This window comes from Helicovermis profundi (assembly GCF_033097505.1).
Classification (GTDB): Bacteria; Bacillota; Clostridia; order Peptostreptococcales; family Acidaminobacteraceae; genus Helicovermis; species Helicovermis profundi.
Genome location: NZ_AP028654.1, coordinates 2,703,094 through 2,716,960, shown reverse-complemented (window position 1 = coordinate 2,716,960; position 13,867 = coordinate 2,703,094). Strand labels below are relative to the sequence as shown.

The window sequence follows — 13,867 nt, the reverse complement described above, 5'->3', positions numbered from 1 at the left end:
TCTAGTTGTATTTAAGGTAATTAAGTCGTGCATTCGTTAAGCTATGTTTAACTCATCGCGGGCTTTTAGCCCTATAGCAAAAAACATAATTATATAAAAAAATAAGCAAGCTTATTTTTTATATAATTATGTTTTTTGCTGCACAGCTTTCTTTTTTCGCGCAAAAAAAGTACGACTAGAGATTATCTAGTCGCTTCAAAGATATAATGGGAAAGAAGTTAATGAGTTTTGCATGAAGAGTTATTTCATACAAAGCTTATTTATTAAGTAAATAACCGTCATATTTGGTTATCTCCTCGCAGTATTCACATAGATACTCAGGTGTTCCCTTAGAATCTATAAGTTTGAAACTTGGGCTTATATAATCATCCGAATTTGTTATACATCTTGGATTACTACATTTGAAAGTGCCTTTAACTTTTTTTGGTATTGTAACATTTTTCTTATCAATTACTTTATTATTTTTAATAATATTTACAGTTATATTTGAATCGATTAAACCTAATTTATCTAAGTCTAAGTCGAATTTATCTTCGATTTTTATAATATCTTTTTTTTCTAAATTTTTGCTATCGACATTCATTACTAAAACAATAGGACAATTTATATATTCAAGCATTAATAGATTAAACAATTTTAACCCGTTTCCTGCTTTAATATGATCTATAACGATTCCTTCTTTTATGCCTTTGACTTCTAACATTATTTAGCCTCCTCAAGTAAAGTTGTGATTAGAGCCATTCTTACGAATACTCCCATTCTAGATTGTTCAAAATAAACAGATCTTGGGTCGTCATCAATTTCATAAGATATTTCGTTTACTCTTGGTAGAGGATGCATAATTATCATATTAGCTTTTGCGTTAGAAATTTTATCGTTTGTAAGGATATAAGAATTTTTTAGTCTTAAATAATCTTCTTCATTAAAAAATCTCTCTTTTTGAATTCTTGTCATGTATAGAACATCAAGTTTATCCATAACTTCATCAAGTGTTTCTACTTCTGTAAATTTTGTTCCATATTGTTTAGTTAATTGATATTTTAAGCCTTCAGGAAGCCTTAATTCTTTTGGCGAAACTAGGATAAAATTGTTTCCTTCAAATCTTGAAAGTGTTTTAATTAGTGAATGAACAGTTCGTCCATGTTTTAAATCTCCACAAAATCCAATTGTATGATTTGTAATATTTCCTTTAAATCTCTTAATAGTTATTAAATCTGTAAGTGTTTGAGTGGGGTGTTGATGTCCGCCGTCTCCTCCGTTAATAATTGGAACTTCACTTACCATTGACGCAAGTTTAGGAGCACCTTCTTTTGGATGCCTCATAACAATGATATCAGAATAAAAACTCATTACTTTTATTGTATCAGCTAAACTTTCACCTTTTGATGTTGAACTAGTAGATGCATCACTAAATCCGATTACATTGCCTCCTAGTCTAATCATAGCGGAATCAAAACTAAACTTTGTTCGAGTGCTTGGTTCGAAAAAAAGTGAAGCCATTATTTTTCCTTTGCAAACATCAGAATAGTTTTTAGGGTTATCATAAATATCCATTCCTTTAGAAATTAAACTTTCGATTTCAGAGTTTGTTAAATCGTCTGGTTCAATCAAGTGTTTTACTTTATTCATTATTTCCTCCTTTTTGATCTCTCGGTATCAATTTAAAGGGACAAAAAAATTCAACAATTTTATGTTCCCTTGTAGCCTCTCGGGCTAAATTAAAGGTTTTTGCTTGTATAATAGTAACATTTATTAACTTGTCAGTCAAGTTAATAAATTGATAAAATTGCTAAAAAACATAAAAAGTAAAAATATATATAAATTATTCAAAGATGTGATTTCAATTTTTATAATAATAAATTCTTTAAATAAAATACTAATTCTAGCGATTGACACTCGCTGTATTGTGTGTTATTGTTGAAAAAATAAATATAATCCTTTAAGTTGGTACGAGATGCCGCGAAGGAATACTATAAATAATGAATATTTATATTAATTTATACTATTACTTCGCATTTATGCGAAGTTTTTTTGTTATAAAATGGAGGTTGAAAATGATTTTACTTAGAAATTGCAATGTAATAAATTCAAGTTTTCTTAACTCTGGGAAAATGGATATTTTAATTGAAAATGGATTTATTAAAGAGTTAGGTGAAAATATTAAATCTTTAGATGGATATATTGTTTACGATTTGAAAGAATTTGTTGTAACCCCAGGATTAATAGATATTCATGTTCATCTGAGAGAACCAGGTTTTTCAGAAAAAGAAACAATTAAAACAGCGACGTCGGCTGCTTTAAAAGGTGGTTTTACAACTTTAGTTGCTATGCCAAATACTAAACCTACAATATGCGACGTTGAATCTTTTAGATTAGCAAACTCGTTGATTAAGAAAAAAAGTAAACTAAATATTTTTCAATCTTGTGGCATATCAGTAGATTTAAAAGGTGAAAAATGTGTTGAATATTTGAATCTATTTAATGAAGGAGCAAAGCTTTTTACGGATGATGGATATACAACTAGAGATATTAATATTTTCAAAAAAGCTTTAGAATTTTCAAGTAAAAATGATGTTGTTATTATGTCGCATTGTGAGGATCATGATGAATCGGTAAATTACCTTGATAATCCGACACCATCTATTATTGAAAGTAGCATTGTAAAGAGGGATATAGAAGCAAACAAAGGAATTGGTGGAAAACTTCATTTGACACATATGAGTTCTAAAGAATCAGTTGTTGAAATAAGAAGAGCGAAATTTGATAAGCAGAAAGTAACATGTGATGTAACACCACATCATTTTTCTTTAGATGTGGGTCAAATAAAAGAATTTAACTCCCTATATAAGGTTAATCCGCCTATTAGAGAAAAGAAAGATGTTGATTTTATTATTGAAGCGATTATTGACGGAACTATTGATATAATTGCATCTGATCATGCTCCACACGAGATGGATTCTAAAAAAAATGATTATAGGAGTTCTAGTTTCGGTATATCAGGAATAGAAACTTCTTTTTTTATTGGATATACTGATTTGGTTTTGAGGGGAAAAATATCGATTTATAGATTAATTGAATTATATTCTAAAAATCCTTCTTTGCTTTTGAATCTGGATTTAGGTGAAATTAAAGTTGGTAAAAAGGCAAATATTTCAGTATTTGATTTAAGTAAAGAATGGATAGTCGATTCAAATGAATTTGTATCGAAAGGAAAAAACACACCATTTAATGGTAAAAAACTGTTTGGTGAGACAAAGCTTGTGATTGTTGATGGAAATGTTGTTTATTCTATATAAAAGACCAGCTAGTAATAGTCAAGTAATTTAATAAAAAAAGTTCTTATTAAAAATGAGCATACTAAATAATGCTCGAGTAAAAATGAACATTCAATATTATTTACTGTAAAAATATTTATTAAGCAGCAACAGGATTATGAAGTTTAGATTCTAAAAACATCCTTTTGTGGACGAGTGGATTTCTAACTTCATATGGTTTTTGATTTTTTAGTATTGAAAAAATATAGCGAAGTAGTTTATTCATAACAGCTACAAGTTTAACTTTTTTCTTTTTCTTATCAAGGGCTATGTGATAATATTCATACAAAACAAGATTTATTGGCTTTTTATTTTTACTTGTACGTATTGAAGCAAGAGCGACTGTGTACAAAGCTCTTCTACCTATAGCAGTACCACGTTTGGACATTTTATTGCGATCACCGCTAAAATTGCCAGATTGATTAACGCTAGGATCTACACCGAAAAAAGCTACAAGTTGTTGAGGCTTAGAAAAATTATTAATATCACCCATTTCAACTAACAAAGTAATTGCAGTTATATCACCAAGACCTTTGAAACTTTTAAGAAGATTAATATTTTGTTTAAATACTTCTCCAAAAGAGGCATTGTCAATATATTGGTGAATTTCATCTACAATATTTCTAAGTTGATTTGTATAAAAATCAAAACTTTCGCTAAAACGTATTACTTTAGATTCAAAAAGCAAGGGAGTAATACCAATGATATTGGCACTATTAGCGATTTTTATAAGTTTGTTATATTTATTATTAGCCCAACTAGAACCACGTCTTGATGACTTTGTTAGAAGTTCAATAACAACTTTGGGCTCAGCGTTAAGAAGATGTTTAGGTGTTGGATATTTTCTAATAAATATTAAAGGTGTCTTACCTGTTATATTAGCAAATGCATTTTGAAGTCCTGGATAGTTAATATAAATATTATTTGAGAAAGTTTTTTTCAAATTTGCCTTTAAATCAACAACTTTGTAATACTCACGAACTAGGAGTTTAAGGTGTAAAAACTCCTCACTAGTGAATGTTGAAGTCTTTACATTATCAAATTTACAAATTTTTGCGATGGAAAGAGAATCTAATTTATCAGTTTTTACTTTTCTTATGTTCGAATTCTTGTTAGAATTAGTTATCAGAGGATTTATTACATGTATATCAATCTGATTTTTAACAAGAAAATGAAGAAGAGTAAGATGATATATTCCCGTGGATTCGCAAAATACTTTGGGACTATCGTTAAACTCTTCTTCAATTTTTTGTAGAAAAAGAAGAAGTTTATTGAAGCCCCCAAGTGTATGGCTAATTTTAAGGTTCTTACGGAATACGTCGCCATTAGGTTTTAAAGCAGTAACTACTGAAAAATTAGCAGCAACATCAATGCCTACAACAGGCAAATGGTAATAGTTAGACATAAAATAACCCCCATTTAAAATAATAAAGAGTAACAATAATTAGTGAGTCAATTAACCTTGTAAGTGACACGAATAATTCTCTAATAATATTTATGATCAAAGAGAAATTCAACCAGCTAAATCAAAGAATCTCACAATAATGCAAGCTTTGTTACGAATATAAACTCAAGAAATGAGTCATTCAAGGAGAAGACGCATATACTCTTTATGAGATAACTATAATAGAAAAATTACAGTATGTTAAGTGGTTGAACTTATTTTTAATCACAAACAATATAAATGAATTAGGTAAGAATATTCGCAAGAAACTTAAGCAATATTTCTAACCTAATTATACAAGGAGATAAAAATGATTATTGATAAGTTGATTGAGAAAGTTGATTTAAAGAAGAGTCATATTGTAGTTGGATTAGATCCTAGAATTGAATTGATGCCTGAAAATTTTATTAGTAAGAAAATTAGAGAGGGGGCTTCATTATCAAATATTTTATTTGAATTTAATAAAAAAATAATTGATTCTGTTTATGATTTAGTTCCTGCTGTAAAACCGCAAGTTGCTTACTATGAAATGTACGGGATAGAAGGAATGATTGCTTTTAGGGATACTATTAAATATGCAAAAGAAAAAGGTCTCATTGTTATTAGTGATGTTAAAAGAAGTGATATTGGGTCTACTTCAAAGGCGTATTCTAATGCTCATCTTGGAAAAGTTCTTTTTAGTGGCAAACAAGTTAATGATTTTAAGACTGATGCTGTGACAATTAACCCGTATTTAGGTAGTGATACGGTGAAAGAATTTATAGAAGATATTAAAGAAGATGGGGGAATGATATTCTTATTAGTTAAAACATCAAATAAATCATCTGGTGAAATACAAGATAGAATTTCTAATAATAAAAAAATTTATGAGTATGTATGTGCGAGTATAAATTCTTTTGCAGATGATACACTAGGCAAAAATAATTATCATTCAATTGGTGCTGTAACTGGAGCGACTTATAGTAGTGAACTTTCGCAGATAAGAAAATTGATTCCAAGGAGTTATCTGCTTGTGCCGGGATATGGAGCACAAGGGGGGAAAGGTAGTGATGTTGTAAGTGGATTTAATAAAGACGGATTAGGTGCTCTTGTAAATTCATCGAGAGGGATTATCTATGCTTTTAATAGGATTGGTAAAAATATTGGTGAATCAGCAAGAATTGCTGTTAAAGAAATGAATGAAGATATAAATTTAAATTTGAAAAATGTAAACAAATATAGATGGTAATATTTTTAGATATGATTTATTAAAAAAAATAAATAAAGGCGGTGAAAGATTTAAAAAATACTGTGTATTATGACAAAATTTCAGTGAAATAAATTCTTCTTTTGAAGCGTGGAATTTATTTACAAGTTTTTTGAAAATGAATATGTCATTTGCATTATTTTTTAAACAAGCTATGAAAATAGAAAATTGTGAAATACTAACTATTAACTTAATAGAAAAAGATATACTTGAAATTTGTGTTAAAAATGAATTTTTTAATATAAAAGTAGGTCAATTTTTCAATATAAAGCCAGCAAATGATTCGATGATTTTGAGAAGGCCTATAAGCGTTAATAAATTTGATGAAGAAAAGATAAATTTTATAATTAAACTTGAAGGAGATGGAACAAAATCTTTTTTATCTAAGAAAGTTGGAGAATTTTTAGATATTATGGGACCACTAGGCAATGGCTTTAGTAACCTTTATAAAAATAAAAAAATATTGTTAATAGGTGGTGGGGTTGGTAATGCGCCACTTGTACAACTTGGAATTGATATTGATAAGTCGTGTGAGATTTTCTCTAAACTTGGCTTTTTAGAAAACGCATACCAAATTGAAGAATTTAGCAATTTCTCGAAAAGCGTAGATGTTTATGTAGAGAAGAAATCTGATAAAGAAAAAAAATATAATGGCAATGTTTCATTGCTTTACGGAGAATATCCGACTTATGAATTAAAGAAGTTTATAGAAGATAAAAACATTGAAGTTATTTATACCTGTGGTCCAGAAATAATGATGAGATCAGTTTATAATATAGCAAAAGAAATAGATGGAAATATTGAGTTTTATGCATCACTTGAAGAAAGAATGGCATGTGGAGTAGGCGCTTGTCTTTGCTGTACTAAAAAAATAACAGAAGAAACGTCTGTATGTGTATGTAAAGATGGACCGGTATTTAAAGGCGAGGAGGTGTTTATATAATGGATTTATCAGTAGATTTAAATGGATTAAAATTAAAAAATCCAATAACTGTTGCTTCTGGAACCTTTGGATTTGCTAGGGAATATTCTGAATTTATAGATTTGAATGATTTGGGAGCTATTTCTGTTAAGGGACTTACTTTAAAGCCGCGTATTGGAAATGATGCACCTAGGGTAGCGGAAACTCCTATGGGGATGCTTAATTGCGTGGGTCTTCAGAATCCTGGTGTGTATAAATTTATTGAAGAGGAATTACCTTTTCTTAAAGAATATGATACGAAAATCATAGCAAATATCAATGGAAATACTATTGAAGAGTATGAAGAAATTACAGAGATCATATCAAATACTGAAGTTGACTCAATTGAATTAAATATTTCATGTCCGAATGTAAAGTGTGGTGGAATGGCTTTTGGAACAGATCCTTTAATGGTTAGTGAAGTGGTTAGAAAGGTGAGAAATAAAACGAAAAAACATCTTATTGTTAAACTTAGTCCGAATGTAAAAAATATAACGGAAATAGCATTAGCAGCAGAAATAGCGGGTGCTGATTGTATATCTATGATAAACACTATCTCGGGTATGAAGATTGATATAAAAACAATGAAACCTCTTTTAGGTAATATTTCAGGAGGATTATCTGGTCCGGCTGTTAAACCAGTAGCTGTTAAAATGATATATGATACTTATAAAATGATAAAAATACCTATACTCGGTATGGGTGGGATTAGTAGTGAAAAAGATGTAATTGAATTTATTTTAGCAGGAGCAAAAGCTGTTGCAATTGGTACTGCAAACTTCACAAATCCATATATAACAAAAGAAATTCTAGAAAATTTAAAAAAATATTTGCAGGAAAATAATTTGACTTCATTAAATAGTATATGGGGCAAGGCTCATTATTAGAAAGTTCAGAATATTTTTTTATTAAATTTACTGTTGACATGAATAAAATCAGGTGGTATTATAAATGAGCTGTCACATAGACGGTTCATTTATTTTTATCTTTTGTGAAGAAATAATTACTTCTTCAATTTAAAAAAAGTTTTGAAAAAAATAGCATAAAATGCTTGACAAAGTAAAAATGAAATGCTATTATAAATGAGTCGCAACAGTCGTTGTGAGAGAAAAATTGAACTTTGAAAACTGAACAGTAAAAACGTAAGGTTTGATAGAATTAACAAGTAGTTTTAATTTATCGACGAGCGAAATGAAGGAATGTATTTAATACATGACTGAGTTGAGTGAGGGAGAGAAAATAAAAATACGAAGTAAGTTGTATTAAACAAGCGGAACCTAGTCAAAATGATGAAGGAAACAAACTTGCGAGCAAGTATAAAAAACGAACTTGAAGAAACAAGTATAAAAACGCCAGCAAATTTTTTTAAGAGTTTGATCCTGGCTCAGGATGAACGCTGGCGGCGTGCCTAACACATGCAAGTCGAGCGTGAAGTTAATGAATGAACCTTCGGGTGAATGAGTTGATGGAAAGCGGCGGACGGGTGAGTAACGCGTGGGTAACCTACCCTATACAAAGGGATAGCCACTGGAAACGGTGATTAATACCTTATAAGACCACAGAATTGAGTGATTCAGTGGTAAAAGCTCCGGCGGTATAGGATGGACCCGCGTCTGATTAGCTAGTTGGTAGAGTAACGGTTTACCAAGGCGACGATCAGTAGCCGACCTGAGAGGGTGATCGGCCACACTGGAACTGAGACACGGTCCAGACTCCTACGGGAGGCAGCAGTGGGGAATATTGCACAATGGGCGCAAGCCTGATGCAGCAACGCCGCGTGAGTGATGAAGGCTTTCGGGTTGTAAAACTCTTTTCTAAGGGAAGATAAAAGACGGTACCTTAGGAATAAGCACCGGCTAACTACGTGCCAGCAGCCGCGGTAATACGTAGGGTGCAAGCGTTATCCGGAATCATTGGGCGTAAAGGGTGCGTAGGTGGTTTAACAAGTCAGAAGTGAAAGGCAACGGCTCAACCGATGTAAGCTTTTGAAACTGTTAGACTTGAGTGCAGGAGAGGAAAGTGGAATTCCTAGTGTAGCGGTGAAATGCGTAGATATTAGGAGGAACACCAGTGGCGAAGGCGACTTTCTGGACTGTAACTGACACTGAGGCACGAAAGCGTGGGGAGCAAACAGGATTAGATACCCTGGTAGTCCACGCCGTAAACGATGAATACTAGGTGTCGGGAGTCGAATCTCGGTGCCGGAGCTAACGCATTAAGTATTCCGCCTGGGGAGTACGTACGCAAGTATGAAACTCAAAGGAATTGACGGGGACCCGCACAAGCAGCGGAGCATGTGGTTTAATTCGAAGCAACGCGAAGAACCTTACCAAATCTTGACATCTATATGACCTATTCTTAATCGAGTATTTCTCTTCGGAGACATATAAGACAGGTGGTGCATGGTTGTCGTCAGCTCGTGTCGTGAGATGTTGGGTTAAGTCCCGCAACGAGCGCAACCCCTATTTTTAGTTGCCATCAGGTAAGGCTGGGCACTCTAGAGAGACTGCCGGTGACAAACCGGAGGAAGGTGGGGATGACGTCAAATCATCATGCCCCTTATGATTTGGGCTACACACGTGCTACAATGGTCGGTACAACGGGCAGCTAAGGAGTGATCTGGAGCGAATCCTAAAAAGCCGATCTCAGTTCGGATTGTAGGCTGCAACTCGCCTACATGAAGTTGGAGTTGCTAGTAATCGTGAATCAGAATGTCGCGGTGAATGCGTTCCCGGGTCTTGTACACACCGCCCGTCACACCATGGAAGTTGGGGGCACCCGAAGCCGGTGATCTAACCACGTAAGTGGAGGAAGCTGTCGAAGGTGAAATCAATGACTAGGGTGAAGTCGTAACAAGGTAGCCGTATCGGAAGGTGCGGCTGGATCACCTCCTTTCTAAGGAGACTAAAGGTTTATTGCTGTTCAGTTTTGAAAGTTTAATACTTTCAAACTAAAAAGATGATTTGTGAAATGCCATGTGAGTGAATTTGTGAAAATTTACGAGCAGAGCAAGGAACTAATGAGCGAGGCGAGTGAAGCGTATTTTATACGTGAGTGTGCCGAGTGAAGTAAGTGACGCAGAAATGTCAAACAAATTATCACAAATTATGGGGGCGTAGCTCAGTTGGGAGAGCACCTGCCTTGCACGCAGGGGGTCAGGAGTTCAAGTCTCCTCGTCTCCACCATAGATGCAAAGTTATAACGAAAAATCATGATATTACAACAATGTTATAATATCATGGTGGAAAATATAATGATGCATTTGCTAAATACAACTTTAATAAGTAGTTGTATGATGCATTCGTTAATACAACTTAAAAACTGTTGTATGATGCATTCGCTAAACTAACGTTTAGCTCTTCGCGCTAACGCACGAAATCAAATTTTAAATTATACGCATTATACAAATAAATTTGTAAATGCTTAATAACTTAAAATTTGGCATCTGCTAAAAGTTCGCGCATATTGTTCTTTGAAAACTGCATATGGATAAAAAACGAGAAGACAAAAGAAACAAATGAAACAAGTTTAAAAAGCGAAAGCTGTTTAAATAAAGTTATTACTAATAAAGTAGTAACACTCATCGTTTAACGAAATTTATGCAAATAAATCAGTTAAACAAAAAGTTTTCATTAAAATTTACGAGCAATACAAGGCGTCGATGAGCGAGGCGAACGAAGCGTATTTTATACGTGAGTGTGCCGAGTGAAGAAGTTGGCGAAGTAGAGCGAAGGAAATTATAATGAAAAAAGGTTTTTATTAGAATTTACGAGTAGTTCAAGGAATCTATGAATGAGGCGAATGAAGCGTATTTTATACGTGAGTGTGCCGAGTAAAGAAGATGACGAAGAAATACGAAGTAAATTGTAATAAAAAAAAGGTCAAGAGAATAAGAGCATAGGGCGGATGCCTTGGCACTAGGAGCCGATGAAGGACGTGGTAAGCTGCGAAAAGTTTCGGGGAGCTGCAAGCGAGTGTAGATCCGGAAATGTCCGAATGGGGAAACCCGGCTAGTGTAATAACTAGTCATCCATAACTGAATAAATAGGTTATGAGAAGGAAACTCAGGGAACTGAAACATCTAAGTACCTGAAGGAAGAGAAAGAAAAATCGATTCCCTAAGTAGCGGCGAGCGAACGGGGAAGAGCCCAAACCGACATCTACGGAAGTCGGGGTTGAGGATAGAGAATAAAGTGATGGAGGTAATCTAGCCGAATCGTATGGGAATGCGAACCGAAGATGGTGAAAGTCCAGTAGGCGAAAGATGAAGACCCGCGACTCTAATCCAGAGTACCACGGAGCACGTGAAACTTTGTGGGAAACAGGGAGGACCATCTCCCAAGGCTAAATACTACCTAGTGACCGATAGAGAATAGTACCGTGAGGGAAAGGTGAAAAGAACCCCGGGAGGGGAGTGAAAAGAACCTGAAACCCTATGTTTACAAGCACCGGAAGTTCCATATGAGAACAACCGGGTACTTTTTGTAGAACGGGCCAACGAGTTACGATATGTAGCGAGGTTAATTGTTTAAGACAAGGAGCCGAAGCGAAAGCGAGTCTTAAGAGGGCGTCTTAGTTGCATGTCGTAGACCCGAAACCGGGTGACCTATCCATGAGCAGGGTGAAGCAAAAGTAAAATTTTGTGGAGGCCCGAACCCATATCTGTTGAAAAAGGTTGGGATGACTTGTGGATAGCGGAGAAATTCCAATCGAACTCGGAGATAGCTGGTTCTCCCCGAAATAGCTTTAGGGCTAGCCTTAAATGATGAGATCCGGAGGTAGAGCACTGAATGGCCTAGGGGTTTTCACCGACTACCGAAGCCTATCAAACTCCGAATGCCGGAATCTTTAATTTAGGAGTCAGACTACGTATGATAAGATTCGTGGTCGAAAGGGAAACAGCCCAGACCAACAGCTAAGGTCCCAAAATGTAGATTAAGTGGGAAAGGATGTGCAGTTGCTTAGACAACTAGGATGTTGGCTTAGAAGCAGCCACTCATTTAAAGAGTGCGTAATAGCTCACTAGTCGAGTGATTGTGCGCCGAAAATTACCGGGGCTAAAATCTACTACCGAAGCTTTGGCATATACTATCGTATATGGGTAGGGGAGCATTCTGCATGGAGCGAAGCAGTACCGTAAGGAGCTGTGGACTTTGCAGAAGAGAGAATGTTGGCATGAGTAGCGAGAGGCAGGTGAGAATCCTGCCCACCGAAAACCTAAGGGTTCCTGAGGAAGGTTCGTCCGCTCAGGGTAAGTCAGGACCTAAGGCGAGGACGAAAGTCGTAGTCGATGGACAACAGGTAAAGATTCCTGTACCACCGTTTATTGTATGAAAGAAGTGGTGACACAGAAGGATAGGTTAAGCGTACGAATGGAAGAGTACGTCCAAGCACAGAGTTAGATATGTTAGGTAAATCCGGCGTATTGTTCATATGATGTGTGATGGGGAGTGAAAAACAAGTAACGAAGTAACTGATTTCACACTGTCAAGAAAAGCCGCTATTTAGATAAAAGGTGCCTGTACCGTAAACCGACACAGGTAGGTAGGTAGAGAATACTAAGGTGAGCGAGATAACTATTGTTAAGGAACTCGGCAAAATGACCCCGTAACTTCGGGAGAAGGGGTGCCGATCTAGGTTCAGAGCTAAGGTCGGCCGCAGAGAATAGGCCCAAGCGACTGTTTACCAAAAACACAGGTCTCTGCTAAATCGAAAGATGAAGTATAGGGGCTGACGCCTGCCCGGTGCTGGAAGGTTATGAGGAGATGTTAGCGTAAGCGAGGCATTGAATCGAAGCCCCAGTAAACGGCGGCCGTAACTATAACGGTCCTAAGGTAGCGAAATTCCTTGTCGGGTAAGTTCCGACCCGCACGAAAGGCGTAACGATTTGGGCGCTGTCTCAACAATAGACTCGGTGAAATTGTAGTACCGGTAAAGATGCCGGTTACCCGCAGCAGGACGGAAAGACCCCGTGGAGCTTTACTGCAGCTTGGCGCTGGACTTTGATATATAATGTACAGAATAGGTGGGAGACTGTGATACATGAACGCCAGTTTGTGAGGAGTCGCCTTTGGGATACCACCCTTTGTATATCAGCGTTCTAACCTGGTACCGTGATCCGGTACAGGGACAATGTCAGGCGGGCAGTTTGACTGGGGCGGTCGCCTCCCAAAGAGTAACGGAGGCGCTCAAAGGTTCCCTCAGAATGGTTGGAAATCATTCAAAGAGTGCAAAGGCAGAAGGGAGCTTGATTGCGAGACATACAGGTCGAGCAAGTACGAAAGTAGGACTTAGTGATCCGGCGGTACCGAATGGAAGGGCCGTCGCTCAACGGATAAAAGCTACCCCGGGGATAACAGGCTTATCTCCCCCAAGAGTCCACATCGACGGGGAGGTTTGGCACCTCGATGTCGGCTCGTCTCATCCTGGGGCTGAATTAGGTCCCAAGGGTTGGGCTGTTCGCCCATTAAAGAGGCACGCGAGCTGGGTTCAGAACGTCGTGAGACAGTTCGGTCCCTATCCGCTGTGGGCGCAGGAAATTTGAGAGAATCTGTCCTTAGTACGAGAGGACCGGGATGGACATACCAATGGTGTATCAGTTGTTCTGCCAAGAGCATAGCTGAGTAGCTAAGTATGGAAAGGATAAGCGCTGAAGGCATCTAAGCGCGAAGCCCCTCTTAAGATAAGATTTCCCATCACTTCAAGTGAGTAAGACCCCAGGTAGAAAATCTGGTTGATAGGTCTAGGGTGAAAGTGCAGCAATGTATGAAGCTGATAGATACTAATAGGTCGAGGTCTTGACCACAAGAAAAAACGTTTAATCCATATGCAGTTTTGGAAGAACAATTCCAAAAATATTTGATAGAATTTACGAGTAATTCAATGAATGAAGTAAATTGTAG

Annotated in this window: 7 protein-coding genes, 1 tRNA gene and 2 rRNA genes; 7 read left to right on the top strand and 3 right to left on the bottom strand. The window is 36.0% G+C overall.

What is annotated here, in order from left to right; all coding sequences use genetic code 11:
• Positions 1-256: 256 nt before the first annotated feature.
• On the bottom strand, positions 257-703 hold the full coding sequence (locus AACH12_RS12355) for an aspartate carbamoyltransferase regulatory subunit (RefSeq protein ID WP_338535683.1): 447 nt from the start codon (positions 701-703) through the stop codon (positions 257-259).
• Complete coding sequence (gene pyrB, locus AACH12_RS12350; protein WP_338535682.1) at positions 703-1,629, bottom strand: aspartate carbamoyltransferase; 927 nt, start codon at positions 1,627-1,629, stop codon at positions 703-705. Before pyrB ends, AACH12_RS12355 begins: the two co-directional genes overlap by 1 nt.
• 425 nt (positions 1,630-2,054) lie before the next feature.
• Here pyrB and AACH12_RS12345 point away from each other — a divergent pair, with 425 nt between their 5' ends.
• Entirely contained in the window at positions 2,055-3,296 is a 1,242-nt protein-coding gene (locus AACH12_RS12345) for a dihydroorotase (RefSeq protein WP_338535681.1), read from the top strand.
• 118 nt (positions 3,297-3,414) lie between these two features.
• Here the strand turns inward: AACH12_RS12345 and AACH12_RS12340 are convergent, their stop codons facing one another.
• Positions 3,415-4,719, bottom strand: a complete 1,305-nt coding sequence (locus AACH12_RS12340) for an IS110 family RNA-guided transposase (protein ID WP_338534762.1) — start codon at positions 4,717-4,719, stop codon at positions 3,415-3,417.
• A gap of 349 nt (positions 4,720-5,068) precedes the next feature.
• Between AACH12_RS12340 and pyrF the strand changes: the two genes are divergently transcribed.
• From pyrF to AACH12_RS12310, 6 genes are all read left to right on the top strand, one after another.
• The gene (gene pyrF, locus AACH12_RS12335; RefSeq protein WP_338535680.1) at positions 5,069-5,986 is read left to right on the top strand and encodes an orotidine-5'-phosphate decarboxylase; all 918 of its coding nucleotides are present in this window, start codon (positions 5,069-5,071) and stop codon (positions 5,984-5,986) included.
• A gap of 142 nt (positions 5,987-6,128) precedes the next feature.
• Positions 6,129-6,947 carry an iron-sulfur cluster-binding protein gene (locus tag AACH12_RS12330; protein WP_338535679.1) on the top strand — a complete coding sequence of 273 codons (819 nt, stop codon included), beginning with the start codon at positions 6,129-6,131 and terminating at the stop codon, positions 6,945-6,947.
• Positions 6,947-7,852: a dihydroorotate dehydrogenase gene (locus tag AACH12_RS12325; RefSeq protein WP_338535678.1), complete on the top strand. Its 906-nt coding sequence runs from the start codon at positions 6,947-6,949 to the stop codon at positions 7,850-7,852. Before AACH12_RS12330 ends, AACH12_RS12325 begins: the two co-directional genes overlap by 1 nt.
• Positions 7,853-8,326: 474 nt before the next feature.
• Positions 8,327-9,860, top strand: a 16S ribosomal RNA gene (locus tag AACH12_RS12320).
• 214 nt (positions 9,861-10,074) lie between these two features.
• Positions 10,075-10,150 (top strand) — tRNA-Ala (locus AACH12_RS12315).
• A 694-nt stretch (positions 10,151-10,844) separates the two neighbouring features.
• Positions 10,845-13,770 (top strand): 23S ribosomal RNA (locus tag AACH12_RS12310).
• Together the 16S and 23S rRNA genes with 1 tRNA gene alongside form the textbook arrangement of a ribosomal RNA operon.
• Positions 13,771-13,867: the final 97 nt, after the last annotated feature.

Excerpts from the sequence above, each read along its gene's own strand:
- AACH12_RS12355 (WP_338535683.1), bottom strand. The coding sequence starts at position 703 with ATGTTAGAAGTCAAAGGCATAAAAGAAGGAATCGTTATAGATCATATT.
- AACH12_RS12330 (WP_338535679.1), top strand. The coding sequence starts at position 6,129 with ATGTCATTTGCATTATTTTTTAAACAAGCTATGAAAATAGAAAATTGT.
- AACH12_RS12325 (WP_338535678.1), top strand. The coding sequence starts at position 6,947 with ATGGATTTATCAGTAGATTTAAATGGATTAAAATTAAAAAATCCAATA.
- AACH12_RS12345 (WP_338535681.1), top strand. The coding sequence starts at position 2,055 with ATGATTTTACTTAGAAATTGCAATGTAATAAATTCAAGTTTTCTTAAC.
- AACH12_RS12340 (WP_338534762.1), bottom strand. The coding sequence starts at position 4,719 with ATGTCTAACTATTACCATTTGCCTGTTGTAGGCATTGATGTTGCTGCT.
- pyrB (WP_338535682.1), bottom strand. The coding sequence starts at position 1,629 with ATGAATAAAGTAAAACACTTGATTGAACCAGACGATTTAACAAACTCT.
- pyrF (WP_338535680.1), top strand. The coding sequence starts at position 5,069 with ATGATTATTGATAAGTTGATTGAGAAAGTTGATTTAAAGAAGAGTCAT.